Below are 23485 nucleotides of genomic sequence, written 5' to 3' on the forward strand. Positions count from 1 at the left end.
AAATGTTCGACCGTCGAAATATCCTCCAGCTTGGCAGCGTGGGGGCAGCGCTGTTGGCGATGCCGAAGGTCACGTTCGCGGCAGGGGCGCGGACCGAGAAAAGGTTCCTCTTCGTTATCCAGCGCGGAGCGGCCGATGGGCTGGCCATCCTGGCACCGACCGGCGATCCGGCTTTCGCGGGGCTTCGCGGTGACTTGGCGGCAGAGGCGGCGACCGGGGCGAAACTTAATTCGATGTTCACGCTGCATCCGGCGCTGGCGGAGACGGCCAAGCTCTATGCGCAGCGCCAGGCGCTGTTCGTGCACGCAGTGGCGTCGCCCTATCGCGACCGGTCGCACTTCGATGGTCAGAACGTGCTCGAGAGTGGCGGCGCGGGGGCTTATCGGGTCAAGGATGGATGGATGAACCGCCTGCTTGGCGAATTGCCGGGTGGAAAGGCCGTCGCACTGGCGCCGACGGTGCCGCTGGCGCTGCGTGGCTCGCGTCCGGTGGCAAGCTATGCGCCGTCGAACATTCCCGCCGCGGCGGACGACCTGCTGCTTCGGATCGGCGATTTGTACGAACAGGACGCACAGCTGGCGCCGCTGTGGTCGGAGGCGCAGGCGGCGCGGATGAAGGCGGGGGACATCGGAACGGCGCGTGGCGGGGCGGCAGCGGGCGCGCTCGCCGCGAAGCTGATGAGTGGCGCCGACGGTGCGCGCGTTGCGATGATCGAGACAAATGGTTGGGACACGCATAACGGGCAGCGCGGGCGGATTGCGGCGCAGCTGCGCGGGCTCGACGCGATGGTCACTAGCCTGAGGGCGGGGCTGGGGACCGCGTGGAACGACACGCTGGTGCTGGTGGCGACCGAATTCGGGCGGACGGCGAGGGTCAACGGCACCGGCGGGACCGACCATGGCACCGGCGCGTCGGCGATGCTGTTGGGCGGGGCGGTAGCGGGCGGAAAGGTCGTCGCGGATTGGCCCGGTCTGTCGGACGCTTCGCTTTATGAAGGCCGCGACCTGAAGCCGACGATCGACCTCGACGCGCTCGTCGCGACCGCGCTTGCCCAGCATTTTGGGCTGGACCCCGTGCGGTCGTCCGTACTGCTGTTTCCCGAGACGCGGCCGAAGGCGCTTTCGCAGCCGCTGATGCGCGGCTGAGCATCGTTTGGCTTTGGTTAATCGCGATTTCCTAAAATTGGCGACTCGCGATCGACTGGTCGTCCGAGAGAGTCCGCTGGTCGCGTAATCGTTCGTTAAGCGGAACGACGTGGTCACAAGCTGTCGGCGTTGCGGTAGCAAGGTCGAAAGGGTCAGGGGTCGAACGATGCGCTTTGTCACACTGCTGTTTTGGCTATTGGTCGCGGCGACGCCCGCGAGCGCGCAGAGCCTGCCCTCGCTCCAGGCGATCCGGAATCAGCTGAGCTCGATGGTCAGCCCCTATTCCGCCGACGTCGGGATCGCGGCGCTCGACCTGAAGACGGGCGAACTGATCAGCGTTCACGGCGACGAGCCCTTCCCGATGGCAAGCACGGTCAAGGTCGCGGTCGCCGCCAATTACCTCGCGCAGGTCGAAGCGGGTCGACGGACCCTCGACGACCGCATCGGCAGCCGGTCGGCGCGCAGCCTGATCGACGCGATGCTGATCCGCAGCGACAACAACGCGACCGACGTGCTGATGGCCGACCTGGGCGGTCCGGAGACTTTGCAGCGCTGGCTCAACCAGCATGCGCTGACGGGCCTTCGCGTCGACCGCAACATCGACCAACTGCTGCGCTCGAAGCGTGACCTGCGCGACGTGCGCGACAGCTCGACGCCCAAGGCGATGGTAGAGCTGCTCCGCCGCATCGACAGCGGCGAACTGCTTCGCCCGACGAGCCGCGCCTATCTGCTCGACGTGATGGCGCGCTGCACGACCGGCAAGAACCGTATTCGCGGGCTGCTGCCTATGGGGACCCGCGTCGAGCACAAGACCGGCACGCTGTCGGGCTATGCGAGCGACGTCGGCTTCATCACCATGCCCGACGGCCGCCGAATCGCAGTCGCGATGTTTGCGCGCTCGACTCCCGATCGTCCGGGGATTATCGCGCGCGCCGCACGCTATATTTACGACGGTTTTTACTCGACGGTTCGGTCGCCGCTGATGCCGGCCTATTCCGCCCGCTGAGCGACGCCGAAGTTGCCCCGGTCGCACGATCGTTAAATTTCTGTTATACACCCGACTCGGGAGGAAACCGAGATGGCGGGTGGGGCAATCGCATTGATCGTGGCCGGAATGGCGGGGGCGGCAAATCCAACTCCGACCGATTTCGGCATCCGAATCCTGAACGTTCCGAAGTCGGGGCAGCCGCTCGATCCGTCGCTGGTCCCTGACGCCCCGGCACGTGGGCGGATCGACATCGGGTCGGCCGTCGGCATCGGCTCGCGGTGGGGGCGGGTCACGAGCACGCTGCGCAGCGTCGCGCACAATCGCCGCGTCGGCGGAGTCATCAACAGCTATCACCTGTCGGGCCGGGCGATCGATATCGCGCGCCGCCCGGGAGTGGCGCATCACCAGATCGCCGCCGCACTTCGCGCAGCCGGCTATCATTTGATCGAATCGCTCGACGAAGGCGACCATAGCCATTTCGCGTTCGGTGCTCCGGGTAGCCGCGCGCCGTCGAAGCCACGACCGCAGATGGTGCTGGCCGGCGAGGGCGGCGCGACGCAGTTCCGGATCATCTACGCACCGACCGCGCGCTAAGCCTTAGTGACGCGTGGCGCGCGCTGCGCTACGGGCGCGGCCATGTCGATCTATGCCCAATATTCCACGCTGCTCGATGGCGTGCTCGATGATCTCGTCGCCGACGGTGCGCTTCCCGCCGACGGCAAGCGCAATGCGGTCGCGGTCGAGCCGCCGCGTGACGCCAGCCATGGCGACCTTGCCACCAACGCCGCGATGGTGCTGGCCAAGCAGGCGGGGACCAACCCGCGCGCGCTTGCGGCGCTGATCGCGCCGAAGCTGGAAGCGCTTCCGGGGGTGACCGCGGTCGAGATTGCCGGGCCCGGGTTCATCAACCTGCGCCTCGATCAAGGCAGCTGGCGCGACGAGCTTGGCACCATCCTGGCCGAGGGCGACCGCTATGGCGTGTCGGACATCGGCAAGGGCGAGCGGGTCAACATCGAATATGTCTCGGCCAATCCGACGGGACCGATGCACATGGGCCATTGCCGCGGCGCGGTGGTCGGCGACGCACTTGCCAGCCTGCTCGAGGCCGCGGGCTTCGAGGTGACTCGCGAATATTACGTTAACGATGCGGGGAGCCAGGTCGACACGCTCGCCCGCTCGGCGCATTTGCGGTATCGCGAAGCGTTGGGGCAGGCGATCGGCGACATTCCCGAAGGCCTGTATCCGGGCGACTATCTCGTCCCCGTCGGGCAGCTGTTCGCGGCCGAGTTCGGCGACCGCTACGCCGCCGCGCCCGAAAGCGAATGGCTGGACCTGTTCAAGCGCAAGACGGTCGCGGCGATGATCGAGCTGATCAAGGCGGACCTCGCGCTGCTCGGCATCCACCACGACATCTTCGCGTCCGAGGCCGAATTGCAGGCGTCGGGCGGGGTCGAGGCGGCCGAAAGCGACCTTCGCGCCAAGGGTCTGGTCTACGAAGGCGTGCTCGAAGCGCCGAAGGGCGAGACGCCCGACGACTGGGAGCCGGTCGAACTGACACTGTTCCGCTCGTCGCAGTTCGGCGACGACCAGGATCGGCCGATGAAGAAGTCGGACGGAAGCTGGACCTATTTCGGCGCCGACGCGGCCTATCATCTTCAGAAAGCCGCGACGGCCGACCACCTCGTCAACATCTGGGGCGCCGACCACGCCGGAACGGTCAAGCGGGTGCAGGCGGCAGTGACCGCGCTGACCGACGGCCGCGTCGACCTGGACGTCAAGCTGGTCCAGATGGTGCGCCTGTTCCGCGCGGGCGAGCCGATCAAGATGTCGAAGCGCGCGGGCAATTTCGTGACGCTGGCCGACGTCGTGCGCGAAGTCGGCAAGGACGTCGTCCGGTTCATGATGCTGACCAAGCGCACAGATTCCATGCTCGACTTCGACTTCGCCAAGGTGGTCGAAGCGTCGAAGGACAATCCGGTATTCTACGTCCAATATGCGCATGCGCGGATTTGCTCGTTGCAGCGCAAGGCGGCGGACATCGGCGTCTCGCTCGACACGACCGCCGACCTGTCGCTGCTCGATGCCGAGGATCTGGCGCTGGTCAAGCTGGCCGCGCAATATCCGCGCATCCTGGAGGCGGCGGCGCTAAGCCATGAGCCGCACCGCATCGCCTTCTACCTGTCCGACCTCGCGGCCGCGCTCCACGCCCAGTGGAATCGTGGCAACGACGACACAGCGCGGCGATTTCTGCTTGAGAATCAACCCGATCTGACCCGTGCAAGGCTGGAACTTGCGCGCGCGATCGGGCAGATCATCAAGAACGGCCTGGGCCTGATGGGCGTGGAGGCTGCCGAGGAGATGCGGTGATGGGCGAAGCGGTGGTTGTTCCCGATGCGGATCGGCTGCCCTGGCTTGCGCCCGCGCCCGTTGCGGCACCCTCGACCTCGCGCCCCGCGATTGCAGCGATCGGCATTACCGCGCTGGTCGGTGCGGCTTCGCTGTGGGTCGTGACCCAGCAGCCGCGCGGCGATTCGACACCTGTCGTCCCGACCGCCAGCGTCGATTTGCCGTCGACACCTCCGCCCGCCACGATCGTCGAGACTCCGCCGGTCGTCGAACCGGTCGAGGTCGAAGAGGCTCCGGTCGTTCGCAAGGGGCGCGTCACGACGCAGCGCGCCACGCGGCCGAAGGCGCGCACGCGCCGAACGCTCAAATCTTCGGACGAGCGGCTGGCCTATCGCGACGTGGTCGCGCTCCAGACCGTGACCGCGCCGCCGCCATCGCAACCGGTGGTCGCATCCTTGCCGCAGCCGGTAATGCGACCCTCGATTGTGCGGCCGGTCACCAATCGGCGCGCCATGATCTCCCGCGGCAAGACGTTGCAGCTGGGGGTCTATCTCACCCCGCTTCAAGCCGAGGCCGCCTGGCGGAGCATGATCCGCGACTATACCTTCCTGGTGACGCTGCCGAAGGACATCTCGCTCGTCCGGCTGGGTCCGCAGAAGCAGCGCTTCTACCGGCTGCAGCTTGGCACCCCGTCGGCGAAGCATGCCAAGGCGCTGTGCGGCAACCTGCGCGGGATCGGGCGCAACTGCACCGTCGCCTAGCGCGCAAAAATTTCGGCGACGCCTGTCCCTTTGCGCGGGCAAGCGGCTAGGATAGCGGCGGTCGGACCGACCGGGGCATGAGGGAATCGGACATGAGTGACACACGCGCCTTCGACGATCAGGGACTGCCCTGGCTCGAGGGGGTCGACGACGAGGACGGCCCGCGCGGCATTTCGGCGCGCAAGATGGCGCTCGCCCTGCTGTTCGTGTTGCTTGCCGCCGCAATCGTTGCCGGGACCTTTTTCTGGCTCGGCCGCCGCGATCCCGCGGTAATTGGCGCGCCCGAACTGATCCGCGCCGACCCGGCACCGTACAAGAGCAAGCCCGAGGATCCGGGCGGGCTCGACGTGGCCGGCGACAGCGAAACCGCTTATTCGACCAGCGCGGGCGAGGATCCCGACGCGGCGCTCGACCTCAACCGGTTGCCAGAAGGACTGTCGCCTCCGCCCGAGCCGGTCGACCCGGCCGAACCGCCGCCGCCGAAGAAGATTCCGCCCAAGGAGGTCAAGGAACCCGCGCCGCCTGAAACGCCTGCCGGCGCAAGCGGCCCCGCGATCCAGCTTGGCGCTTATGGTTCGACCATCAAGGCCGACACCGCGTGGCGGATGCTCGCCGGACGCTTCCCCGAGGTGGCGGCGCTGAACAAGGTCGTCGTGTCGGCGACGGTCGAAGGCAAGCCGATTTATCGGCTACGCGCGTCGGGATCGTCCGACGCCACCCGCGCCGCCTGCGCCGCACTCCGAGCCGGCGGCGAGAGCTGCCTGGTGGTCAACTGATGCAGGCTGCGATCTACGGGCTTGCCGGCAAGTCGATGACGGCCGACGAAGCCGCCTTCTTTCGCGATGCGAAGCCGGCGGGTTACATTCTGTTCGCGCGCAACTGCGACACGCGTGCGCAGACCAAGGCGCTGACCGATTCGATCCGCGACCTGGAAGGCCATGACGGCGTCCCGATCCTGATCGACCAGGAAGGCGGCCGCGTCGCGCGCATGCGCCCGCCCGAATGGCCCGCCTTTCCAAGCGGCGAGGCGTTCGACCAGCTTTATCGTTTGGCGCCGTCGAGCGCGATCGAGGCGGCGCGGGTCAATTCGCGAGCGCTGGGGCTGATGCTTCACGAGGTGGGGGTCAACGTCGATTGCCTGCCGATGCTCGACGTGCGCCAGCCCGGCGCGACCGACATTGTCGGCGACCGGGCGCTGGGATCGGAGCCGATGCAGGTCGCCTCGCTCGGTCGCGCTATCCTCGACGGTCTTGCGTCGGCCGGCGTGCTCGGCGTCATCAAGCACATTCCGGGGCACGGCCGAGCGCTGGTCGACAGCCACAAAGAATTGCCGGTGGTCGACGCCGACGATGCCGCGCTCAGCATCGACATCGAGCCGTTCGAGCGCCTTCGCGATGCGGCGATGGGGATGACCAGCCACCTGCTCTACACGCAGTGGGATGCGAAGCGCCCCGCGAGCCAGTCGCCGGTCGTGATCCACGACATCATCCGCCAGCGAATCGGCTTCGACGGTTTCCTGATGAGCGACGACATCGGCATGGAGGCACTGGCCGGCGACCATGGGCAGCGCGCCGCCGCCTGCGTCGCCGCCGGCTGCGACGCCGCGCTTCATTGCGACGGGAAAATGGAGAATATGATCGCGGTCGCCAACGCGGTGCCGGGCCTGTCGCCCGAAGGCGAGGCGCGACTGTCACGCGCGATGGCGATGCGTTTCACCCCCGACGACGATATCGACTTTGCCGAGGCGATCGCGAAGCGCGACGCGTTGCTGGCGCTCGTCTAGCGCGCGTTGCCTTCCTCCATCGCTGCGCTAGGCTGCGCGTCGATGGAGCCGGGCCTCGCCTTTTCAGCACGCGACGATGACACGCTGGCGCTCAACCTCGACGGGTGGGAGGGGCCGCTCGACCTGTTGCTCAATCTGGCGCGGGCGCAAAAGGTCGACCTTCACCAGATCTCGATCCTGGCGCTGGTCGAGCAGTATCTGGCCTATCTGGAAGATGCCAAGGCGCTCCGGCTGGAGATCGCCGCCGACTATCTCGTGATGGCGGCGTGGCTCGCCTATCTGAAAAGCTGCCTGCTGCTGCCCAAGGATCCGACAGTGGATCCAAGCCCCGAGGAGCTTGCGCTTCGGCTCCAACTGCGACTGCAGCGGCTCGACGCGATGCGCGAGGCGGGGGCTCGGCTGATGGGGCGCGACCGGATCGGACGCGACGTGTTCGCGCATGGCCGGCCCGAAGGACTGCGGCAGGTGCGTCGGTCGGTGTGGCAGGCCAATTCCTTCGACCTGTACGCCGCCTATGGCCGAGTCCGTGCGCGGACCCAGCCGGCGATGCACGTCGTCGCCAATCGTGCGGTGATGACGCTGGAAGATGCGATTCAGCGCGTGTCGGCCCTGATCGGGCAGGCGCTCGACTGGACGACGCTTGAGGCATTCCTGCCGGTGAGCGCCGACCCCGCCTATCGCCGCTCGGCCCTGGCTTCCAGTTTCGTTGCCGCGCTCGAACTGGCGCGTCAGGGACGGCTGGAGTTGGGGCAGGACGAGCCATTTGCCGATCTGATGGTCAGGGCGGTCGCCTGATGGACGATTACCTTCGCAGCGTCGAAGCCGCATTGTTCGCATCCGAAATGCCTTTGGCGCCGGACGAAATCGCGACCTATGCGGGCGAGGGCGACGTGGCGGCTGCCTTGGCGCAGCTTGCCGAGCGGTACGCGGGACACGGCATCGAGCTGGTCGAGCGTGGCGGGCGCTGGCATTTCCAGACCGCGCCCGACCTGGCGCATATCCTTCGCCGTACCCGCGAGGAGCCGCGTCGGCTGTCGCGGGCAGCGACCGAAACGCTCGCGATCATCGCCTATCACGAACCCGTCAGCCGCGCCGAGATCGAGGCGATTCGAGGGGTGCAGATTTCCCGAGGAACGCTCGACGTGCTGATGGAGGCGAATTGGGTGAAGACCGCGGGGCGGCGGGAGTCGCCGGGGCGGCCCTTGCTCTACGCCACCACGCCCGACTTCCTGACTCATTTCGGTCTGGGCTCGCGGCGAGACCTGCCCGGAATCGACGACCTCAAGGCTGCCGGCCTGCTCGATGCGCTCGACGAGGAAGCGCTGCAGCTACGGCTGGAAACCGACGAGGATGAAGCCTAAGGGTAGGGCAACACGTCGAATTGGAGTTTTTCGCATGGGCGGTTTCAGTCTCTGGCATATCCTGATTTTCGCAGTGATCGTGCTGCTGCTGTTCGGCGGCAATCGCTTCTCGGCGATGATGGGCGACGTCGCGAAAGGCCTGAAGAGCTTCAAGCAGGGCATGTCCGACGACGACCAGGCCAACAATCCGCAGCAGCGACCGGCCGATCCGCGCCAGCTTCCGCCGCAGCAGCCGGTGCAGCAGCAGCCGATCGACATCACGCCGCAGCCGCAGCGCCCGGTCGAACCCAATCCGGTGCCGCCCGCCACCGGCGACGACAGCACCACCCGCTGACCCGCCGGTCAGGCGGCGCCTGAACCATGTTCGGCATCGACACGTCCGAACTGCTCGTCATCGCGGTGGTGGCTTTGCTGTTCATCGGGCCCAAGGATTTGCCACGTGTCATGCTGACGATCGGCCGTTGGGTCGGTCGGATGCGCGGCTATGCCCGCCATTTTACCGCCGGCATCGAAAATGTGATGCGCGAGGCGGAGCTCGACGAGATGGAAAAGAAATGGCGCGAGGAGAACCAGCGGATCCTGGCGCAGTTTCCGGCCGACGGCATTTATCCCGAGCCGGTGCCCGCCGCGACCGAGATCGCTGATCCCGCCGCGCCGGTGATGGCGCCGATTCCCGATGCCGAGCCGACGCTGCCGCTCGAGGCGCCGGCTGCTCCCGACAGTGACGTGCAGCCCCCGCGTGAACGGGACCTGCCATGATCGGTGACATCGACGACAACAAGGCGCCGTTGCTCGACCATTTGATCGAACTTCGCCGCCGCTTGCTGTGGTGCGTGGCGTCGCTGTTCGTCGCCTTCTTCGCCTGCCTCTATTTCGCGCGGCCGATCTTCTCGGTCCTCGTGCAGCCGCTGCTCGCGGCGGGGCAGGGGAAGCTGGTCTACATCGACATTTTCGAAGCCTTCTTCGTCGAGGTGAAGGTCGCCTTCTTCGCGGCGCTGATGATCAGCTTCCCAGTGCTAGCGACGCAGATCTGGCGGTTCGTCGCGCCCGGCCTCTACAAAAACGAGAAGCGCGCGTTCCTCCCCTTCCTGATCATGACGCCCTTCTTTTTCGCGGCGGGGGCGAGCTTCGCTTATTTCGTGGCAATGCCGTGGGCGCTGAAGTTTCTGTTGGGCTTCGAAGGTAATATCGGCGGCGTGAACCAGGAAGCGTTGCCGGGCGTGGGCAATTACCTCGCCTTCGTGACGCGGTTCCTGTTCGGGTTCGGCGTCGCCTTCCTGCTTCCCATCCTGCTGATGGTGCTCGAACGCGCTGGCGTGGTGACCCGCGAACAGCTTGCCAAGTCGCGCCGCTACGCCATCGTCGCAGCGGCGGGCGTGTCGGCGGTGCTGACGCCGCCCGACGTCGTCTCGATGCTGCTGATGCTGATCCCGCTGTACAGCCTGTACGAGCTGTCGATCCTGGCGATCCGCATTACTCACTGGCGTGCGGCGCGTCGCAAGACTGTCTCTACCGGTGATGTGGAAAGACCCCAGACGAATGTGGACCCGGAAACGCCACCGGGGGGGGGGAGGGTTGGCGGTTCCGGGTCCATTTAGTCGGATAGCGAGAGCGGGGGGGCAAAAGGTCACTATCCGAACTGTAAAACGCCCACTTTTCCGAACTGGTTCCACGGCGTTCATAAAAATTTTCGCAACGAATGTCGTTGCTTAGCCGAACCAAATTAGCGGTCGTGGAAAACCGGCAAGGTGACCGTGTAGCGTCCAAGTTTCCGCTCCAGTGGCGAGCGTAGCTGGCGCGCCAGTCCGTCGAGAATCCGCTCGAACTGAACCCTCGCAATGTCGTCCGCGTCGCCGTTGGGCAAAAGCACCGACGCGCCGATCGCCAGCGTCGCGGTGAGTTCGCTCGACCGGCGTAGCGAGACTTCGATCGGGCTGGTCGGCGCGCGAAGCATGGCGAATTCGACGATCTCGGTCACCAGGAAGGCCGCCGCCACCGCGACGTCCTGGGTCGTGTAGGGAGTGTCGAGGTCGAGCTCGATCGGCATCGCACGAGCGTCAGTGGGGGCGGTCGCGCGGAGACCGGCGGCCAGCTCGGTCAGCAGCGGACGGAGCGCGATCCCGCGATTGTCCTCCAGCTCGGCATAGTGATTGCGGTGGACCACCGACAGCGCATCGACACGGCGCCCGATCGACGAATAGGCTTCCTTGGCGTTTGCGTCGGCGGCGCTGCGACCGTGGATGCTGAGCAGCGAGGCGACCACCTGAAGATTGTTCTTCACGCGGTGATGCACTTCGCGGACGAGGCGGCGCTGGCCGTCGAGGGCGGTGCGGGCGTCATGCTCGGCGCCTTCGACCCGTTCGACCGCACGGCGGAAGGCATCGCCCAGGTCGTGGATCTCGGTCGCCGGGCCGAGCCCGCTCGGAATCGCGAGCGCGCTGTCGTCTCCGGGTTGGTAGGCGACGACCGCGCTCTGGAGTGCACGCAGCGGGCGGATCAGCAGGCGGTGGACGAGCAGCCAGCTGACGATCGCGGCGGCCGCCCACATCAGCAGCGGCAGGAAGATGAAGAGCCGTTCGACGTGGCTGATTTCGCGCCGAGCCACCTGGAAGCGCGCTTCTACCATTCGCGATGCGATCGGGACCGAGATGATCGACGTGGGTCCGGCGTCGGCTGCGCGGTCGAGCACCGGCATTTCGTCGTTGCCGACCACCAAGACCGCGGCCGCAACCGGGACAAATTGCGATTCGAGTGTCCGGCGAAACTCCTCGACCGGGATTCGGACCGTGGCCGAGCCACCGATGACACCGGCTCTCACTTGGAGCGCTTGATTGTCGTCGCTGATCCGCACCCGGAAATCGCCCGGAGCAAGCCGTGTCGGATCGCTTGCCGGCCCGAAGTCTCCGACCTCGCAAAGGCGGCGGCCGCTATCGTCGTTCAGTTCGAATTCGCGTCCCACGGCCGGGGCGATGCCGAGATTGGCGCGGACGACCGCGCACGGATCGGCAGCGCCGGCCTGAAGCGCGGCGTTGGCGGCAACACGCACCGCCAGCGTGTTACGGGCGATCAGATTTTGGATGGCCTCTGCGCTTACCGCTCCCTGGTCGCGAGCGCGCGCTTCGATCGTGTCGTTGGCGGAATCGAGCCCTCTAGCCGCGGCGAAGGCGCTGGCGAGGCCGATCGGCAGGAGCGCGATGCTCAGGATCAGAAGGATCTTTGCGGGAGTCGGGAGCCCGGCGAACCACTCGCGCATCACTGCCACCCGTGGGCGTGACGGTTAATCGAGCTTCCCGAGAAGATCGAGAAAGTCTTGCGGAACCTGTTCGCGGACGGTGTCATCATAAACTGTACGCAGGGCACGGCCCACCGTTCCTGATTTGTCTTTCGGCCTTTTGGTCTTGGGAGCATCGGAGGCGGGCTTGCCGCTATCTTCCTTGGCTTTGTTGGTCGCACTCAACCTCTCGTCCCCCCTCGCGCAGTACAATGTTCGCGCATTACCAAAGCTACTCGTTTCCGACGCCGTTCGCCGTCTCTTATCGTGCCAGTGACTTGCCAACTTCGCGGGCAATACAACCGCCCGGTCCGAATGGCCGCTCCTATCTGTCGGCATCCGTCGCTCGTCAATCCACGAGTCTCGATTGCGTCAGAATCGGAAATGGAAACCAAATCGCCCATCCTTTGTTCCCCATTGCGCAAACTTGGGGCAAAGGATGTTGCATCGGCGCGTCACCCGCGCGAGGAGCAGCGGTCATTTCGGCAAAGCTTGCACCGATGGAACACGGCGGCCACATACGGTCGCGAACCGAATTTGAAAGTTTGAGGGGAGTTTTTCTTAATATGTCGCTCGGCCAGGAACTCGCACCGCATCTGCCCTTCCTCCGTCGCTATGCGCGCGCCCTCACCGGTAGCCAGGTCCATGGCGACGCTTTTGTGCGCGCCACGCTGGAAACGATCGTCGCCAGCCCGGAAGATTTTCCCAAGGAAGTCGATCCGCGCCTCGGCCTTTACCGTACCTTCCACGCCATCTGGTCGAGCGCGAACATCGAGGAAGGCGAAGAGCCGACGATGTCACTCGATGGCGCCGAGGGTATCGCCCAGGCCCGCCTGTCGCGCATCACGCCGCTCTCGCGCCAGGCGCTGCTGCTGACCAGCCTCGAGGGTTTTTCGAGCGACGACACCGCCTATCTGATTTCCGCGACGCCCGACGACGTCGAGAGCCTGGTCGCCGAGGCGATGGCTGAGATCGAGCGTCAGACGCATGCCGACGTGCTGATCATCGAGGATGAGCCGATCATCGCGATGGATATCGAATCGATCGTTAGAGATCTCGGTCACAACGTCACCGGCGTTGCCGTCACGCGCGACGAGGCCATTGCCGAAGCGCGCAAGTCGCCCCCGGGCCTCGTGCTCGCCGACATCCAGCTTGCCGACGACAGCTCGGGTATCGACGCGGTCAAGGACATCCTCGCTGAATTCTCGGTGCCGGTGATCTTCATCACGGCATTCCCGGAGCGTCTGCTGACGGGCACGCGCCCCGAGCCAACCTTCCTGATCACCAAGCCGTTCCAGCGTTCGACGGTGAAGGCGGCGATCAGCCAGGCCTTGTTCTTCGACGCGGCGACGGTCCCCGCCGGCTGAGGTTCCATTTCGGAACTGACATGACTCCTGCCGCGTTGGCGGGATGAAACACATTTACCTTGCGGGGAAACATGAACGAACAGCCCGAACATCTCACTGGCACCGAAGCGCGCGCCGGAAACCGGAACCCCGTCAACCGCGTCGTGCTGGGCGTCAGCCTAGTGCTGATCGTCGTCATTTTCGCGGTCATATTGTTCGTAGCGCGCTAACTCCCTACATTATGGTGGATGCGAAATTACCGGTTCCGCCGTCGAGCGACGGTGCGACCAAGACGGGGCGGGTTTTTTGACCGACGACGACGACGACGACAATCTGGCGCATGACGAGCCGCGCCCGGAGCCGGTCCCGCTGCCCGATGACGAGTTCAAGGATCAGCTTGCCCAGGTGATCCCGCATCTTCGCGCATTCGGTCGCTCGCTCTCGGGCAGCCGCGATCTTGCCGATGACCTTGTCCAGGAAACGCTGCTCAAGGCATGGGCTGCGCGCAAGCGCTTTCAGGCCGGCACCAACATGCGGGCGTGGACCTTCATCATTCTTCGCAACCTGTTTCTCAGCCAGATGCGCCGTGCGCGCTTCAAGGGAGAGTGGGACGATGTCACCGCGGCGAAAATCCTTGCCGCGCCGGCGAGTCAGGATCGCCACGTCGAGCTTGGCGACATGCAGCGGGCGCTGATGCATCTGCCGCAGCCGCAGCGTGAGGCGTTGATTCTCGTCGGAGCGGGCGGGTTCGCGTATGAGGAAGCGGCCGACATCTGCGGCTGTGCGGTCGGCACGATCAAGAGCCGCGTCGCGCGCGGCCGCGTGGCGCTCGAAGCGCTGCTGACCGATGGCAAGCTGCCCTCGCGCCGCCAGCACAAGACTGATCCGAACAAGTCGGCGCTCCAGGAAATCATGGGTGAGGTCGACGAGCTTAGTCGCGACCGCGGCTAGCTCTTATCGAAGCTTGGCGAGCAGCCGTTCGAAGTCGCTGTCGGCATCCGCACTTGGCGCCGAAAATGCGCGACGAAGCGCAGCCGCGACAGCGGCCTTTTCGGGCGGAAGATGGTCGGAGCATTCTACGCGCTTCATCGTGTCTTCCGTCCCTCGCACATCTGGACGTTGCAGGATCATCACCCGCGGACAATGCGTAACACCCCTGCAATGTTCCTGTTTTCAGCAATTTAAGGCATGGGCTGTGGCATGACGGCGACACCCGATGCCCTGTTGCGCGATGCGGCCCTCGAGCGGGCCAAGGCGCACGCGCCCTTCCTCGCCGCAGCGGCAGACGCTTTTCCTGACATTGTCGAAACGTATCGCCGGAGCGGTCCGGACGTCGCCGTGCAGGAAGCGCTTCGCCAGCGGGACGACGATCTTTCGGTCAGCCTCCGTCGGCAGCGGCAAGCCCTGGCGCTGGCCGTCGCGCTTGGCGACCTCGACGGCAGTCGTCCGCTCGAATGGGTGACCGAGACGCTGTCCGACTTCGCCGATTATGCGATGGACGCGGCGATCCGGGCGGCGATGCTGGAGCGGATGCCCGACAACGAACCGTGCGGGTTGGCGGTGCTCGCACTGGGCAAGCTGGGAAGCCGCGAACTCAACTACAGCAGCGACGTGGATCTGGTGCTGTTGTTCGATCCCGAAACCATGCCGCGCCGGTCGCGCGACGATCCAGGGGAGGCGGCGGTCCGCTATGGCCGGCGTTTCGTCGAACTGCTGCAGCAGCGTACCGCCGACGGCTATGTCGCGCGGGTCGACCTTCGCCTTCGCCCGGCCCCCGAAGTGACCCCGATCGTCCTGCCCGTGGGCGCGGCGATTTCCTATTACGAAAGCAGCGCGCTTCCCTGGGAACGCGCCGCCTTCATCCGCGCACGTGCGGCAGCGGGTGACATCGCGCTTGGCAACCAGTTTCTCAGCGAGATCCGCCCGTTCATCTGGCGCCGGGCGCTCGACTTCGGCGCGATTGAGGAAATTCGCGAAATCTCTCTCCGCATCCGTGACCATTTTGCGCAGGGCCAGTCGTTCGCGCCGGGGTTCGACCTGAAACGAGGGCGCGGCGGCATTCGCGAGGCGGAATTCTTCACCCAAGTACAGCAACTGATCCACGGTGGTCGCGAGCCTGCGTTGCGCGCGCCGGCGACGCTCGACGCGCTTAGGACGCTGGCGGCGGGCGGACGGCTCGATCCCGCCATCGCCGACGGGATCGCGACCGCCTATCGCGCGCTGCGAACGGCGGAACATCGGGTTCAGATGATCGACGACAGGCAGGAGCATCGGCTTCCCGCCGATCGCTCGGCCCTGGCGGCGGTCGCGGCGCTCGACGGTTGCGCGGATTCGGACGAATTGCTCGCCCGGCTCGAACCCCATGTCCGGTTTGTCGGTCACCAGTTCGACGGGCTGATCACCGAGCAGGAGGAGCGGCTGTCGAACGACCCCGACAAGCTGCGCGCCGAATTGTCCGCGATGGGATTCAAGGAGGTCGAGGAAGCGTATCGCCGCATCGCCGAATGGCGGTCGGGCCGTGCCCGGTCGCTGCGTTCTCCGGCCGCACGCTCTGCTTTCGAGGCGATGCTGCCGACCCTGCTCCGCGCGGTGGCGAGCGGTGCCGACCCGATCCGCGCGATCAATCGGTTCAGCGACGTGGTCGAACGTCTGTCGAGCGGGGTGAACCTGTATCGCTTGCTCGGCGCGCGTCCGCGGCTCGCCGAATTGCTCGCGTTGATCCTCGCGCACGCGCCGCCGCTGGCGGACCAATTGGCGCGGCGCCCGACCTTGCTCGACGGACTGATCGACGAATCAAGCTTCGCGGTGCCGCCCGACGCCGCCGCCATCGCCGAGCGTTTTCTTGACGTCGCGCGCAGCGAGCCGTTCGAAATGGCGCTGGACCGAATTCGGCGGATGGTTGGCGAGCGGCGCTTCGCGCTCGGCGTCCAGCTGATCGCGGGGCATCGCGATCCGATAGTGATCGCCGAAGCGTATAGCGACCTTGCCGAAGGCGCGATCGTCGCGCTGGCCGAGGCGGTGCAGCGCGAGTTCGCGGCGACTCACGGCGTGATCAAGGGCGGTGAACTGATCATCCTCGGTCTTGGCCGTCTTGGCGGGCGCGCACTGACCCATGCCAGCGATCTCGACCTCATCTATCTGTACGACGCGCCCGAGGGTGCGCACTCCGATGGTCGCAAGTCGCTGTCGGCGACCGATTATTTCAATCGGCTAGCGAGCCGCATTTCAGCGGCGCTGGCGACCCCGACCGCCGCGGGCCCGCTGTACGATGTCGACACGCGCCTCCGTCCGCAGGGTGAGCAGGGCATGCTCGCGGTCAGCATCGACGGCTTCGCGGCGTACCAGCAGAACGAGGCGTGGACGTGGGAGCACATGGCGCTATGCCGCGCGCGTCCGCTGACGGGCAGCGACGCGCTTCGCGACCGGGTGACAAAGCTGATTTGCACCATCTTGGGCACCGGGCACGATCCGGCGAAGGTACGCGAAGATGCTGCCGCGATGCGCGCCGACATGGCGCGGCACAAGCCGCCCAAGGGTCCGCTCGACATCAAGCTTGGAAGCGGCGGGCTGGTCGACCTGGAGTTCGCGGTCCACACCTTGCAGCTGTCACATGGCATCGGCCTCGATCCCCGGCTGGAGGTCGCGTTGGCGGCGCTGGTCGAAAAAGGACTGATCGACGACGGGGCCGATCCCGACCTGCGTTTGTTGAGCCGATTGCTGGTCGTGCTGCGGTTGGTCGCGCCCGACGCTCAGGAGCCCGCCGAGGCGTCGCGGCCGCTGGTCGCCAGATTGTGCGGGCATGACCATTGGGACGGGTTGTTGGCGTCGGTCGAAGCCGCGAGATCGCGGATCGAGGCGCGTTGGTCGAAGATTGGTTTGGAGACATGACGATGACGGATACTCTGGCCCGATCGATCGGGCTGTTGCTGGCTGCTACTGCGCTGGTCGCCGCAGCGCCGCCAGCCAAGCATCCGATCTCGGCGGAACGCCTGTCGGCCGACGTCAAGATACTCGCCTCCGATGAATTTCAGGGCCGGGCGCCGGGAACGCCGGGTGAGGCGAAGACGGTCGAGTGGCTGGTGGCGCGGCTGAAGTCACTCGGGCTGGAACCCGCCGCTCCTGGCGGAACATGGACCCAGGCCGTGCCGCTGATCCGAACGCAGCTTGGCGCCGGCACGACGGCGGTGGTGAGCCCCAAGGGGTCTCGGCCGCTGGTGATGGGCCGCGACATCTACGCCAGCACCATCCGTGCGGCGGACCGGGTCGCGATCGCATCCGCGCCGATGGTATTCGTCGGCTATGGCGTTGATGCGCCCGAACGGAATTGGGACGACTTCAAGGGCGTCGACCTCAAGGGCAAGATCGCGGTCATGCTGGTCAACGACCCCGACTTCGAGGCGGCGGCGGGCGACGATTCGAAGGGCAAATTCGGCGACCGGCGGATGACCTTCTATGGCCGCTGGGTCTACAAATATGAGGAGGCGGCGCGGCGTGGGGCGATCGGTGCGTTGATCGTCCACGATACGCCCGGCGCGGGCTATGGCTGGGACACGGTCACCGCCCCACGCAGCGAGAATTACGATATCGACGGGGCGACCGGGCGGCTTGCGCTGCAGGGCTGGCTGCATGGCGATGCCGCGACAGCGTTATTCGCCGACGCGGGGCAGGATCTTGCTGCGCTTCGCCGTGCGGCACGTCGTTCGGACTTCAAGCCGGTCGATCTGGGCAGCCGTTTCTCGGCCGACCTTCCGGTGACGCTGACGCGCGTGCAAAGCCAGAACGTGCTCGCGCGCCTTCCGGGGGCGAAGCGTCCCAAGGAGGCAGTGATGTACGGCGCGCACTGGGATGCCTATGGCGTCGGCGCGGCGGATGCGCGCGGAAAAACGATCCGCCCGGGCGCGAACGACGACGCGCTTGGCGTGGCCGGGATGCTCGAAATTGCGCGAGTGATGAAGGCGGGGCCGCGTCCCGACCGGTCGATCCTGTTCGGCTTCTGGACCGCCGAAGAGCGCGGGTTGCTGGGGTCCGAGGCCTATGCGCTCAAGCCAAGCGTGCCGGCGCGCGATACGGTTGCGAACATCACGCTCGACATCCTCAACACCGGAGGGCCGTCGCGCGACGTGATGCTGGTCGGGGCGGGGCAGAACAGCCTTGAGGCCGATCTTGGCGTTGCCGCCAAGGCGCAGGGACGGGTGGTCACGCCCGAAGCCCTGCCCGAACGCGGCCTCTTCTATCGCGCCGATCACTTCTCGCTGGCGAAGCGCGGCGTCCCGACGCTGTTGCTGATGGCGATTTCGGGCGCGCCTGATCTGGTCAAGGGTGGTCGGCCGGCCGGGCAGGCGTGGCTCGACGGCTACATGAGATGCTACCATCAGACGTGCGACGAATGGTCGCCGGCGCTCGACTTCGATGGGGCCGCCGACGATGTTGCGCTCGCGCTCGAGGTCGGGCGACGCGCCGCCAAGGCAGGGGTCTGGCCAAGCTGGAGCAACGAGTCCGAGTTCAAGGCGGTGCGAGCGCGCGACCGTGGCGGCAAATAAGGAATGGCGATGATTGAAGAAGGCGGACAGGCACCCGCAAAGGCCATAGCTCTGAGCGACGGCACGTCGGTCGATCTGGCGGCACCGGGGAGCAAGCTGGTGCTCTATTTCTATCCCAAGGACGATACGACCGGCTGCACCACCGAAGCGCAGGAATTCAGCGCGCTTCGGGATGAGTTTTCCAGGGCGGGCACCCGCGTCGTCGGCGTGTCGCGTGACCCCATGAAGAAGCACGAGAAGTTCATCGTCAAATATGACCTTTCGGTGCCGCTTGCGTCCGACGAGGACGGGGCCATCAGCGACGCGTTCGGAACGTGGGTCGAAAAGTCGATGTACGGCCGCAAATATATGGGAATGGAGCGCGCGACCTTTCTGATCGGCGCCGACGGCAAAGTCCTGCGCGTGTGGCGCAAGGTCAAGGTCGCCGGCCATGCCGCCGACGTGTTGAAGGCGGCGCAATCATGATGAGCGAATATCTGGGCGCGGATCGCTTCGACGTGGTGCCACACTTCATCGCGCTAGCGATCGCCTATTTGCTGGCGCTGCCGATTGGCTGGAACCGCGAGCGCGAGGAGCGTAGCGCGGGGCTCCGCACCTTTCCGCTGGTCGCGGTGGCAAGCTGCGGCTTCATCCAGGCGGCGGAGGGGATCACCGCGCAAAGTCCCGAGGCGATGGCGCGGGTGGTCGAAGGTCTGATCACGGGCATGGGCTTCATCGGCGGCGGCGCGATCCTGCACTTGAAGGATTCGGTGAAGGGCACCGCGACCGCGGCGAGCCTGTGGGTGACGGGCGCGATCGGCGTTGCGGTCGCGCTGGGCAGCCTCGACGTCGCGGTGATGCTGACGGTGATCGCGTTCGTGACGCTCTACCTGCTCGCGCCGCTCAAGAAGAGCATCCAGCGCGACGATGTCGCCGACGAAAGCCGCTAGAGGTCGCGAAGCACCTCGAGATATTGCCGGTGCGTGTTCTCGAGCCGGAAATGCTCGACCCGCTCGCCCGGCCTGACCGGATCACGCAGTTGATCGACGATCCCGGCGGCGATGTCGGCGGGATCGTTGGCGTCGACCAGGCGGCCGAACTTCCCATCGTCGAGGACATGCGACGCGTCGCCGGCTTGTCGGCTGGCGAGGATCGGAGTGCCGACCGCCATCGCCTCGAGCAGCGCGGTCGAGGAGCCCTCCCAATGCGAGGGCAGCGCGAACAGTGCAGCGCGCGACAGCCATGCGAAAACGTTGCTTTGCTCACCCGCGAACAGGATGTCGTCGGCCATTCCTGATGCGTCGGCGAGCGCGGCCAGTTTAGCGGTCAGCTTGGCCGATCCCGATCCGATGATGACCAGCCGGAAGGGCGTCGACCGCCGCGCAATTGACGCAGCCTCGATCAGCCCTTGCAGGTTCTTTTGCGGGTGCAGCCGTCCGATCGCGAGGACAATCGGCGGGCCGCCGTCTTCGAACCATGTGTGCGGCGGCGGTGCGGCGGCCTTGGCGCGCGCGCCGTCGATATCGACGCCGTTGGCGATATAGGCCGCGTCGCCCTTGGCGATGGCTTGGGCGAACAGCGGACGGGCGGCGAGCGCACGACCGACCAGCACGCCCTTGGTCCACGAGCGGCGAAGCCGGTGGTGCCAGCGGTTTCGGCGGAAGTTCTTCCACCAGCCGGCGTTGGCGCGCCCGACCTCGTTGCTGATACGAAAGACCGTCTTCACGTCGGCCGCCTTGGCGGCGATCCAGGCGGCGCGATGGCCGAGATTGCCCATCGACACGATTGTCGAGGCGCCGCTGGATCGGATGAACTTGGCGAGGGCAGGGGCGATCAGCAATTTCGCCTTGGGCGGCTGCGGCCCGGTCGACAGCGTCACCAGGGTCGCGGGCGACACGTCAACGCCCCGATTAAGGCCTTCGTCATAGCCGGCGCACAGGATGGTTTCGCGCTCTGCCCCCATTCGCCGCGCCAGTGCGATCGCGTTGGTGACGACGCCGCTGCCGCGAAGGTCGTGGACGTAGAGGATGACAGGCCCGCTCATGGCGTGTCCCGGCTAGCCCAGACCCCTTCCCTTGGCCAGACCATGGCGCTAAGCGTTCGCCCAAATTCCCCTTTGCGACGGTGCAGGACCTCATGGCCGAATTCACGCTTCCGAAGAACAGCAAGATCAAGGCGGGCAAGAAGCATGCCGCCGAAAGCGGAAAGCGGCTGAAATCGTTCAAGGTCTATCGCTACGACCCCGATACTGGCGCCAACCCGCGCTACGACACCTATCAGATCGACCTCGACAAGTGCGGGCCGATGGTCCTCGACGCGATCATCAAGATCAAGAACGAGATCGACCCGACGCTGACCTTCCGCCGCTCTTGTCGCGAGGGCATCTGCGGATCGTGCGCGATGAACATGGACGGGCGCAACGGCCTCGCTTGCACGACCGCCATCGACGACATCAAGGGCGAGGTGAAGATCACTCCGCTGCCGCACATGGAAGTCGTCAAAGACCTCGTTCCCGACATGACCCACTTCTACGCGCAATACGCCAGCGTCGAGCCATGGTTGAAGTCGGCGACGCCCGAACCGTCGGGCAAGGAGCGCTTCCAGTCGCCGCAGGACCGCGAGAAGCTCGACGGCCTCTACGAGTGCATCCTGTGCGCTTGCTGCTCGACATCTTGCCCCAGCTATTGGTGGAACAGCGACAAGTTTCTCGGCCCCGCGATCCTGCTCGCCGCCTATCGTTGGCTGGCCGACAGCCGCGACGAGGCGACCGGCGAGCGTCTCGATCAGCTCGAAGACCCATTCCGCCTGTATCGCTGCCACACGATCATGAACTGCGCGAACGTCTGCCCCAAGGGTCTGAACCCGGCGAAGGCGATTGCGGAGACGAAGAAGCTGGTCGCGGAACGCGCCGCTTGAGCGACACGGGACGGTGTCATCTGATCGCGCCGCCGAAGCAGCCTGCACCGGTCTTTAGTCTTGTTGCGCTCGGGCTTGGTCTGGCACTCCTCGAGATCTTCCTCGGTTTCTTCCCGGCCGGCGCAGGGCATGGCTGGGGTGGTCCGATCTTCGTTTCCTTTCCGCTGGTTGTCGTGCTCCCGATCCTGTTCGTCCGTTTCCGCATCGGCACGCGGAAAGGATGGTTTCTGGACTTGGGGATCGTGGGACTGGCGGTGGCCGCAGACTACTTCCTGTTGAATAGCGCTCTCAGCTTTCGCGAGAATGTCAGCCCTATCCATGACGAATCCTTCCTGCCGGGCGTAGTGCGCTCGGTCCTTCCGTTCTTTTTCGTGTGGTTGATCTTCTGGTGTTTCTGCCAATGGGTCGCGATGCTGACCCTTGTCCGCCATCTTCTTCCGCGCGCTCCCGAGGTTGATCGTTCATGACCGACGAATTGCGGCTACCGACCGGTGCCCAGCCCGATCCCGATCATCCCGGCTGGTTCAGTTGGGGTGCCTTTCCGCGTGGCAGCTTCGCCGCGGCGACCGGGCTGATAGTGTTCAGGCCGGAAGGCGAGGGGCAAGCGCGGGTAAGGATGTTTCCGACCGAGGCGCACCTCAACATGGGCGGATCGGTGCACGGCGGCGCGGTGATGAGCTTCATCGACATGGCGCTGTTCGCGGGTGGTCGATGCGCGGGCATGGCCGAGGGACATTACGTCACGCTCGACTGCGCCACTCATTTCATCAAGCGCGGCAAGATCGACGTTCCGCTCGACGCGGTGGTCCGGCTGGTCGGGCAGACCAAGGGCGGTCACGTCTTCCTGTCGGGTCATTGCGAGCAGGACGGCAACCCCACGCACAGCTTCACCGGCACGCTGAAGCGCATTCGCGATCGATGAGCATGGGACCGGTCGGCCGCGGTTATGCGGCGCTGCTGGCAGCAGGCGAGCTTAATCAAGACGACGATCAAGCCCGGGCGGTCGAAGCGCTCGATCGTTTCGCGGCCGGCTTGTCGAAACGCAAGGGCCTGCTCGCCCGGCTGACCAGGCGCGACGAGGCTGGACGCGGCGTCTACCTGTGGGGTGGTGTAGGACGCGGCAAATCGATGCTGATGGACCTGGCGTTCGACAACATACCGATCGAGGCGAAGCGTCGGACCCATTTCCACGCCTTCATGATCGACGTCCACCAGCGGCTGCGCGCGGCGCGGGCGACCGAGGAGGGCGATCCGGTAATCGCGGTGGCCATGGCGTTGTCGGAAGAAATCCGCTTCCTCGCCTTCGACGAGATGATGGTCACCAACCCGGCTGACGCGATGATCATGGGGCGGCTCTTCACCGCACTGCTCGACGAGGGCGTGGCGCTGCTGACCACGTCGAACCGGCCGCCGATCGATCTCTACAAGGACGGACTCAACCGCGAACTGTTCCTGCCCTTCATCCGCCTGATCGAGCAGCGGATGGACGTCGTCCCTCTTAACGGCCCGACCGATTACCGGCTCGACCGCTTGCAGGGGCTCGATACGTGGCTGGTCCCGAACGGTCCGGCGGCGACCGCGGCGCTGTCGGAGGCTTTCTTCCGCCTGACCGACTATCCGGTCGAGGATCGCGCGCATGTGCCAAGCGAGGAACTTGACGTCGGCGGGGGCCGCACGCTGCACGTGCCCAAGAGCCTGAAGGGCGTCGCGGTCTTCTCGTTCAAGAAGCTGTGCGGCGCGGCGCGGGGGGCGGCGGACTATCTGGCGATCGCACGGCGCTTTCACACCGTCATCCTGGTCGGCATTCCGGTCCTGACACCCGAGAGCCGTAACGAGGCGGCGCGGTTCGTGACCCTGATCGACCAATTGTACGAGCATCGCGTGAAGCTGCTTGCCGCCGCCGATGCCGAGCCTGCCGACCTTTATCCGGCGGGCGACGGGCGCTTCGAATTCGATCGCACCGTCAGCCGGCTCGAGGAAATGCAGAGCGCGGATTACCTGGGCGAAGGGCACGGCCTGCACGAGGATTGACGTCGCGCGGCATCGGCC

General features: G+C 65.9%; 27 protein-coding genes. 23 read left to right on the top strand and 4 right to left on the bottom strand.

Features of this window, described 5'->3' with window-relative positions:
- The first annotated feature begins 2 nt into the window (after window positions 1-2).
- The 12 genes from SH584_RS10165 (at window position 3) to tatC (ending at window position 9982) form a co-directional block, all read left to right on the top strand.
- Complete coding sequence (locus SH584_RS10165) at window positions 3-1145, top strand: DUF1501 domain-containing protein (protein WP_324806834.1); 1143 nt, start codon at window positions 3-5, stop codon at window positions 1143-1145.
- 166 nt (window positions 1146-1311) lie between these two features.
- Window positions 1312-2151 carry a serine hydrolase gene (locus SH584_RS10170; RefSeq protein WP_322841260.1) on the top strand — a complete coding sequence of 280 codons (840 nt, stop codon included), beginning with the start codon at window positions 1312-1314 and terminating at the stop codon, window positions 2149-2151.
- Window positions 2152-2223: 72 nt separating this feature from the next.
- Window positions 2224-2727 carry a D-Ala-D-Ala carboxypeptidase family metallohydrolase gene (locus SH584_RS10175; RefSeq protein WP_324806835.1) on the top strand — a complete coding sequence of 168 codons (504 nt, stop codon included), beginning with the start codon at window positions 2224-2226 and terminating at the stop codon, window positions 2725-2727.
- A gap of 42 nt (window positions 2728-2769) precedes the next feature.
- Complete coding sequence (gene argS / locus SH584_RS10180) at window positions 2770-4500, top strand: arginine--tRNA ligase (protein WP_324806837.1); 1731 nt, start codon at window positions 2770-2772, stop codon at window positions 4498-4500.
- Window positions 4500-5240, top strand: a complete 741-nt coding sequence (locus SH584_RS10185) for a hypothetical protein (RefSeq protein ID WP_324806839.1) — start codon at window positions 4500-4502, stop codon at window positions 5238-5240. The genes argS and SH584_RS10185 overlap by 1 nt, the downstream gene beginning before the upstream one ends.
- A 92-nt stretch (window positions 5241-5332) precedes the next feature.
- Window positions 5333-6016, top strand: coding sequence for an SPOR domain-containing protein (locus SH584_RS10190; protein ID WP_324806841.1), 684 nt, complete (start codon window positions 5333-5335; stop codon window positions 6014-6016).
- Window positions 6016-7023 (top strand): beta-N-acetylhexosaminidase, encoded by a 1008-nt coding sequence (gene nagZ, locus SH584_RS10195; protein WP_324806843.1) that lies wholly within the window; start codon window positions 6016-6018, stop codon window positions 7021-7023. The genes SH584_RS10190 and nagZ overlap by 1 nt, the downstream gene beginning before the upstream one ends.
- 42 nt (window positions 7024-7065) lie before the next feature.
- Window positions 7066-7818: a segregation and condensation protein A gene (locus SH584_RS10200; RefSeq protein WP_324806845.1), complete on the top strand. Its 753-nt coding sequence runs from the start codon at window positions 7066-7068 to the stop codon at window positions 7816-7818.
- Window positions 7818-8384: an SMC-Scp complex subunit ScpB gene (gene scpB / locus SH584_RS10205; protein WP_324806847.1), complete on the top strand. Its 567-nt coding sequence runs from the start codon at window positions 7818-7820 to the stop codon at window positions 8382-8384. Before SH584_RS10200 ends, scpB begins: the two co-directional genes overlap by 1 nt.
- A gap of 34 nt (window positions 8385-8418) precedes the next feature.
- Complete coding sequence (locus tag SH584_RS10210; protein ID WP_324806849.1) at window positions 8419-8718, top strand: twin-arginine translocase TatA/TatE family subunit; 300 nt, start codon at window positions 8419-8421, stop codon at window positions 8716-8718.
- 26 nt (window positions 8719-8744) lie between these two features.
- Window positions 8745-9143 (top strand): Sec-independent protein translocase protein TatB, encoded by a 399-nt coding sequence (gene tatB, locus SH584_RS10215; protein ID WP_324806851.1) that lies wholly within the window; start codon window positions 8745-8747, stop codon window positions 9141-9143.
- A complete protein-coding gene (gene tatC / locus SH584_RS10220) occupies window positions 9140-9982 on the top strand; it encodes a twin-arginine translocase subunit TatC (RefSeq protein WP_324806853.1) in 843 nt (280 codons plus the stop codon). The genes tatB and tatC overlap by 4 nt, the downstream gene beginning before the upstream one ends.
- 125 nt (window positions 9983-10107) lie before the next feature.
- Here the strand turns inward: tatC and SH584_RS10225 are convergent, their stop codons facing one another.
- Complete coding sequence (locus SH584_RS10225; protein WP_324806855.1) at window positions 10108-11637, bottom strand: sensor histidine kinase; 1530 nt, start codon at window positions 11635-11637, stop codon at window positions 10108-10110.
- 24 nt (window positions 11638-11661) lie between these two features.
- Complete coding sequence (locus SH584_RS10230; protein ID WP_322841248.1) at window positions 11662-11841, bottom strand: NepR family anti-sigma factor; 180 nt, start codon at window positions 11839-11841, stop codon at window positions 11662-11664.
- A gap of 380 nt (window positions 11842-12221) precedes the next feature.
- Here SH584_RS10230 and SH584_RS10235 point away from each other — a divergent pair, with 380 nt between their 5' ends.
- The 3 genes from SH584_RS10235 (at window position 12222) to SH584_RS10245 (ending at window position 13952) form a co-directional block, all read left to right on the top strand.
- A complete protein-coding gene (locus SH584_RS10235) occupies window positions 12222-13022 on the top strand; it encodes a response regulator (RefSeq protein ID WP_322841247.1) in 801 nt (266 codons plus the stop codon).
- 71 nt (window positions 13023-13093) lie between these two features.
- The gene (locus SH584_RS10240; protein WP_322841246.1) at window positions 13094-13231 is read left to right on the top strand and encodes a hypothetical protein; all 138 of its coding nucleotides are present in this window, start codon (window positions 13094-13096) and stop codon (window positions 13229-13231) included.
- A 76-nt stretch (window positions 13232-13307) separates the two neighbouring features.
- The gene (locus tag SH584_RS10245; RefSeq protein ID WP_416385131.1) at window positions 13308-13952 is read left to right on the top strand and encodes a sigma-70 family RNA polymerase sigma factor; all 645 of its coding nucleotides are present in this window, start codon (window positions 13308-13310) and stop codon (window positions 13950-13952) included.
- A 3-nt stretch (window positions 13953-13955) separates the two neighbouring features.
- Here the strand turns inward: SH584_RS10245 and SH584_RS10250 are convergent, their stop codons facing one another.
- Window positions 13956-14090: a hypothetical protein gene (locus tag SH584_RS10250; RefSeq protein ID WP_322841245.1), complete on the bottom strand. Its 135-nt coding sequence runs from the start codon at window positions 14088-14090 to the stop codon at window positions 13956-13958.
- Window positions 14091-14201: 111 nt separating this feature from the next.
- Between SH584_RS10250 and SH584_RS10255 the strand changes: the two genes are divergently transcribed.
- The 4 genes from SH584_RS10255 to SH584_RS10270 are packed head-to-tail and all read left to right on the top strand — an operon-like array spanning window position 14202 to window position 19470.
- Window positions 14202-16889 (top strand): bifunctional [glutamine synthetase] adenylyltransferase/[glutamine synthetase]-adenylyl-L-tyrosine phosphorylase, encoded by a 2688-nt coding sequence (locus tag SH584_RS10255; RefSeq protein ID WP_324806859.1) that lies wholly within the window; start codon window positions 14202-14204, stop codon window positions 16887-16889.
- Between the two features lie 2 nt (window positions 16890-16891).
- Window positions 16892-18541 carry a M28 family peptidase gene (locus SH584_RS10260; protein WP_324806861.1) on the top strand — a complete coding sequence of 550 codons (1650 nt, stop codon included), beginning with the start codon at window positions 16892-16894 and terminating at the stop codon, window positions 18539-18541.
- A gap of 9 nt (window positions 18542-18550) precedes the next feature.
- Window positions 18551-19006 (top strand): peroxiredoxin, encoded by a 456-nt coding sequence (locus tag SH584_RS10265; protein ID WP_324806863.1) that lies wholly within the window; start codon window positions 18551-18553, stop codon window positions 19004-19006.
- Complete coding sequence (locus tag SH584_RS10270; RefSeq protein ID WP_322841241.1) at window positions 19006-19470, top strand: MgtC/SapB family protein; 465 nt, start codon at window positions 19006-19008, stop codon at window positions 19468-19470. The genes SH584_RS10265 and SH584_RS10270 overlap by 1 nt, the downstream gene beginning before the upstream one ends.
- Here SH584_RS10270 and SH584_RS10275 read toward each other — a convergent pair.
- Window positions 19467-20564, bottom strand: a complete 1098-nt coding sequence (locus SH584_RS10275) for a glycosyltransferase (RefSeq protein WP_324806866.1) — start codon at window positions 20562-20564, stop codon at window positions 19467-19469. The two genes, SH584_RS10270 and SH584_RS10275, sit on opposite strands and share 4 nt — an antisense overlap.
- 92 nt (window positions 20565-20656) lie before the next feature.
- Here SH584_RS10275 and SH584_RS10280 point away from each other — a divergent pair, with 92 nt between their 5' ends.
- From SH584_RS10280 to zapE, 4 genes are read left to right on the top strand one after another with little or no spacing between them, the layout of a single operon-like run.
- A complete protein-coding gene (locus tag SH584_RS10280; protein ID WP_322841239.1) occupies window positions 20657-21436 on the top strand; it encodes a succinate dehydrogenase iron-sulfur subunit in 780 nt (259 codons plus the stop codon).
- On the top strand, window positions 21433-21903 hold the full coding sequence (locus SH584_RS10285; protein ID WP_324806867.1) for a hypothetical protein: 471 nt from the start codon (window positions 21433-21435) through the stop codon (window positions 21901-21903). The genes SH584_RS10280 and SH584_RS10285 overlap by 4 nt, the downstream gene beginning before the upstream one ends.
- Window positions 21900-22358, top strand: coding sequence for a PaaI family thioesterase (locus SH584_RS10290; protein ID WP_324806868.1), 459 nt, complete (start codon window positions 21900-21902; stop codon window positions 22356-22358). Before SH584_RS10285 ends, SH584_RS10290 begins: the two co-directional genes overlap by 4 nt.
- Window positions 22359-22360: 2 nt before the next feature.
- Window positions 22361-23467: a cell division protein ZapE gene (gene zapE, locus SH584_RS10295; RefSeq protein ID WP_324809557.1), complete on the top strand. Its 1107-nt coding sequence runs from the start codon at window positions 22361-22363 to the stop codon at window positions 23465-23467.
- Window positions 23468-23485: the final 18 nt, after the last annotated feature.

The sequence above is a fragment of the Sphingomonas sp. LY29 genome (assembly GCF_035593985.1).
Lineage (GTDB): Bacteria > Pseudomonadota > Alphaproteobacteria > Sphingomonadales > Sphingomonadaceae > Sphingomicrobium.